The sequence below is a fragment of the Microcystis sp. M53603_WE2 genome, from assembly GCF_030065435.1.
The window spans coordinates 1-3,974 of record NZ_JASJFF010000190.1 but is presented as its reverse complement, the minus strand read 5'-3'; the positions used below and the strand labels follow the sequence as shown (position 1 = coordinate 3,974).

4 protein-coding genes are annotated in these 3,974 nt (G+C 46.7%); 2 read left to right on the top strand and 2 right to left on the bottom strand.

Features of this window, described 5'->3' with window-relative positions; translation table 11 throughout:
• Positions 1 to 267 precede the first annotated feature (267 nt).
• Entirely contained in the window at positions 268 to 1,563 is a 1,296-nt protein-coding gene (locus PX481_RS04000) for a Glu/Leu/Phe/Val family dehydrogenase (RefSeq protein WP_196219868.1), read from the bottom strand.
• On the opposite strand from PX481_RS04000, the gene PX481_RS03995 reads away from it, so the two are divergent.
• Positions 1,562 to 1,867, top strand: a complete 306-nt coding sequence (locus tag PX481_RS03995) for a hypothetical protein (RefSeq protein WP_196219867.1) — start codon at positions 1,562 to 1,564, stop codon at positions 1,865 to 1,867. The two genes, PX481_RS04000 and PX481_RS03995, sit on opposite strands and share 2 nt — an antisense overlap.
• Here PX481_RS03995 and PX481_RS03990 read toward each other — a convergent pair.
• Positions 1,853 to 2,014, bottom strand: coding sequence for a CAB/ELIP/HLIP family chlorophyll-binding protein (locus PX481_RS03990; RefSeq protein ID WP_487353236.1), 162 nt, complete (start codon positions 2,012 to 2,014; stop codon positions 1,853 to 1,855). The genes PX481_RS03995 and PX481_RS03990 overlap by 15 nt on opposite strands.
• A gap of 258 nt (positions 2,015 to 2,272) precedes the next feature.
• Here PX481_RS03990 and PX481_RS03985 point away from each other — a divergent pair, with 258 nt between their 5' ends.
• Positions 2,273 to 3,835 carry a B12-binding domain-containing radical SAM protein gene (locus tag PX481_RS03985; protein ID WP_004163193.1) on the top strand — a complete coding sequence of 521 codons (1,563 nt, stop codon included), beginning with the start codon at positions 2,273 to 2,275 and terminating at the stop codon, positions 3,833 to 3,835.
• The last annotated feature ends 139 nt before the right edge of the window (positions 3,836 to 3,974 follow it).

The following is a 3,974-nucleotide window of genomic DNA, read 5'->3' as shown; positions in this document are numbered from 1 at the left end:
GGGGGTCAATTACCTAATTTTCAGGGAAAAAGTCCCTGAATTTCCCCCTGATCACTCCCATATCTGGTACTTTTTGAGGGGAAAAAAGTCCAAAAGTCTTATCCAACAAGGTTTTTAGATTTATTCAGCAAGCCCTATTTAGGGTTTGCGGCAAAAAGTTTTTCCTGGGGAAGTGGGGAAGTGGGGAAGTTGTCTCATCACCCTATCACCCCAAAACCCTATCACCCTATTTATTTCCTGACGACCGACGACCGACTCCTGACGACCTTAAGCTCCCGTCTTATTTTGATAATAATCGCGGGTTCCCTTGGCATCTAGGGCTTCTCCGAGACGAGCAATCGCCTGGGCGTAGGCGGCGTTACGCAGAGATATATCGAACTCCTGGGCGAAAGACCAGACTTTTTCCGCTTCTGTCACCATTCTTTCTTTTAAGCGCTCATTGATCTCGTTTAATCGCCAATAAAGACCGCTGCGATTTTGCACCCATTCAAAATAACTCACCGTTACCCCACCGGCGTTAACCAGAATATCGGGGAAAACGAGAATCCCTTTTGAGTCTAAAATGCGATCGGCTTCTGAGGTAGTCGGACCGTTGGCCACTTCAAAGATATATTTTGCCCGCACGCGATCGGCATTTTCGGCGGTAATTTGGTTTTCTAGGGCAGCCGGAATCAAAACATCCACATCTAGGGCTAACAATTCTTCATTACTAATCGCCTCGTGTTCGACGATATTACACACAGTACCCTCACAGTAAATAGCAGTAATTCCGCGATGTTCCTGTTTATACTCACGAATGCTGGCAATATCTAGGCCTTTTTCCCGATAAATGCCGCCCTGGGAATCACTTACCGCCACCACTTGATAACCGGCTTTGGCGAGGAGATCCGCCACTACGGCCCCGGCGTTACCGAATCCCTGAACGGCTACGGTAGTATTAGCCGGTTTTTTGTCTAATTTCGGCAAAAGAGAATGAATAACATGAAAAGCTCCTGTTCCCGTCGCCGTATCGCGGCCACGACTGCCTCCCATGGTTAAAGGTTTCCCCGTCACCACCGCCGGACTAATTTTACGCTGAATGATGCTGTACTGGTCCATCATCCAACCCATGATCATCTCGTTGGTATAGACATCGGGGGCAAGAATATCGACATCGGGACCAATAAAGTCGGCTATACCCTCGATATAGCCCCGGCTAAGACGTTCTAACTCGGCTTTTGACAATTCTTTCGGATTGAGGGTAATGCCGCCCTTAGCCCCACCAAAGGGCAAATCCAGCAGGGCGCATTTAAAGGTCATCCAAAAGGCCAAGGACTGCACCTCATCAATGCTGACGTTGGGATGATAGCGCACCCCTCCTTTGCCGGGGCCGCGGGTGTCATCGTAGCGGACGCGGTAGCCTTGGAAGATTCTTAAAGTGCCGTTGTCCATACGGACGGGTATGGAGACGCTGAGACTAGCTTTGGGATATTTTAACCGCTCGATCGCATCATCGGAAATGGAGACATACTTAAGGGCGCGTTCTAGGCGACTGCTGGCATCGGTAAAGAGTGATTTCGACATGATTTTTTTCCCCCTATCTATCCCCATTAGAACACGAAAAAACAGTATATTTCGCTACAGTTTATTTTTCTTAATTAACCATAGACAGGAATTGCCGACAAGTGTTCTCAAACAAGGTTACTTGAGAGATTTTCCAGTACATCATCTACCCCACACCCCACACCCCACTTCCCTATCACCCCACTCCCCCATCCCCAACCTGCAACTAAAAAAGGGAAAGAGCGATGCTCCTCCCTTTTTTGATAATTTATTCAAGACGATTGTAGATGCACAGCAATCGAGGCTGAAATTACATCAAGCCTAATTGAGCAAGGATACCTTTGTGGGTTAAGTATTCCGTAGCTACGCCAATGACGAAACCGAGCATGGCTAAACGACCATTCCAGTTTTCAGCGAAAGCGGTGAAGCCGAGTTTGTTTTCTTGCTTATCCATGGTGAATTGCCTTCCTATAATAAAATTGCATTTGATTCAAGTGCTTGATATTAAATGTAACATAACTTCCCAAACTATGCAACATTTGTTTACATAAATTTTATTAATGTTGACCATAAACTTTTATGGGGGCAGGGTCAAGGGTGGGCAATGGCGGCCGAAAATCAAACCTGATCTTAGTTCTAGGGCTAAATAACGGTTTTCCCATCCCTGACCGAAAAAGATTACAATCAAGCGAAAGGTCAAGAATCGATCGCCATCGAGCGAGGAGTGAATATGCGCGCCTTACTGATTTATCCCGTTTTTCCGCCGACTTTCTGGTCTTATAACAAAATTCTGGAATTAGTTGATCGCAAAGTCTTACTTCCTCCCCTGGGTATGGTGACGGTGGCGGCGATTTTACCGCAGCAATGGGAATTTAAACTGGTTGATCGCAATATTCGGGCGGTGACAGAAGCAGAATGGGATTGGGCCGAAATAGTGATTCTTTCGGGCATGATTGTGCAACGTCAAGATTTAATCGAGCAAATTCACGAAGCCAAGCAACGGGGTAAACTGGTGGCTGTGGGTGGTCCCTATCCCACTTCTATCCCCCACGAAGTGGCCGAGGCTGATTTTCTGATCCTCGATGAGGGAGAAATCACCATCCCGATGTTTGTGGAAGCATTGGCAAGAGGAGAAACTAAAGGTGTTTTCCGCACCACAGAAAAACCCGATGTGACAATTACCCCGATCCCACGCTACGATCTGCTCGATTTTGAAGCTTATGATTCCATGTCGGTACAATTCTCGCGCGGATGTCCCTTCCAGTGCGAATTTTGCGATATTATCGTTCTCTACGGTCGTAAACCCCGCACCAAAACCCCCGCACAATTATTAAAAGAATTAGATTATCTCTACGAGTTAGGTTGGCGCCGGGGCGTGTTCATGGTGGATGATAATTTTATTGGCAACAAGCGCAACGTTAAATTACTCCTCAAAGAATTAAAAGTTTGGCAAGAAGAACACCAGTATCCTTTCCGGTTTAACACGGAAGCATCGGTAGATTTAGCCGCCGATCCCGAATTAATGGAAATGATGGTTGATTGTTACTTTGATGCCGTCTTTTTAGGTATTGAAACCCCCGACGAAGAAAGTTTACAATTAACCAAAAAATTCCAAAATACCCGTAGTTCGTTAACCGAGACGGTAGAAAAGATTATTAAAGCCGGATTGCGCCCTATGGCGGGATTTATCATCGGTTTTGATGGCGAGAAAAAAGGAGCGGCCGATCGCATCATTAATTTTGTCGAAGAAGCGGCCATTCCCACGGCTCTATTTGGAATGTTACAAGCTTTACCCAATACCGCCCTATGGACTCGCTTGGAAAAAGAAGGACGACTACGATTAACGGGGAAACAGGACATTAACCAAAGTACCCTGATGAATTTCGTTCCCACTCGGCCGATCGAAGATATTGCCACGGAATATATTGAAGCCTTCTGGAAATTGTACGATCCGGAGGTATTTCTTGATCGCACCTATCGCTGTTTCCTGAAATTAGGCGCACCTAAAGCGAAACCAGCCTTTAAACTGCCTCGCCGGGCCGATCTCTATGCCCTAGCGGTAATTATCTGGCGACAGGGCTTTAAACGTTCCACTCGCTGGAAATTCTGGCAGAATTTATTCGGTATTTTGCGCCATAATCCCGCCAATGCCGAACACTATATCACTGTCTGCGCCCACAACGAGCATTTCCTGGAATACCGTCAGATTGTTCGGGATGAAATTATGGCACAATTAGCCGAATTTCAACGCCAAGAGGCATTAACATCGGAAAAAACCGCCATAGCGGCCTAATTAGGGTATGCTGAAAAAGTTTTTCCTGGGGGCAGGGTGTGGGGTGTGGGGTGTGGGGTGTGGGGTTTTACCGGTTTTGAGGGGGCCAATTACCTAATTTTCAGGAAAAAAGTCCCGGAATTTTCCCCCTGATCACTCC

What these genes read in the sequence shown, in the direction of transcription:
- PX481_RS03995 (WP_196219867.1), top strand. Translation starts at nt 1,562, where the DNA reads ATGATTTTTTTCCCCCTATCTATCCCCATTAGAACACGAAAAAACAGT.
- PX481_RS04000 (WP_196219868.1), bottom strand. Translation starts at nt 1,563, where the DNA reads ATGTCGAAATCACTCTTTACCGATGCCAGCAGTCGCCTAGAACGCGCC.
- PX481_RS03985 (WP_004163193.1), top strand. Translation starts at nt 2,273, where the DNA reads ATGCGCGCCTTACTGATTTATCCCGTTTTTCCGCCGACTTTCTGGTCT.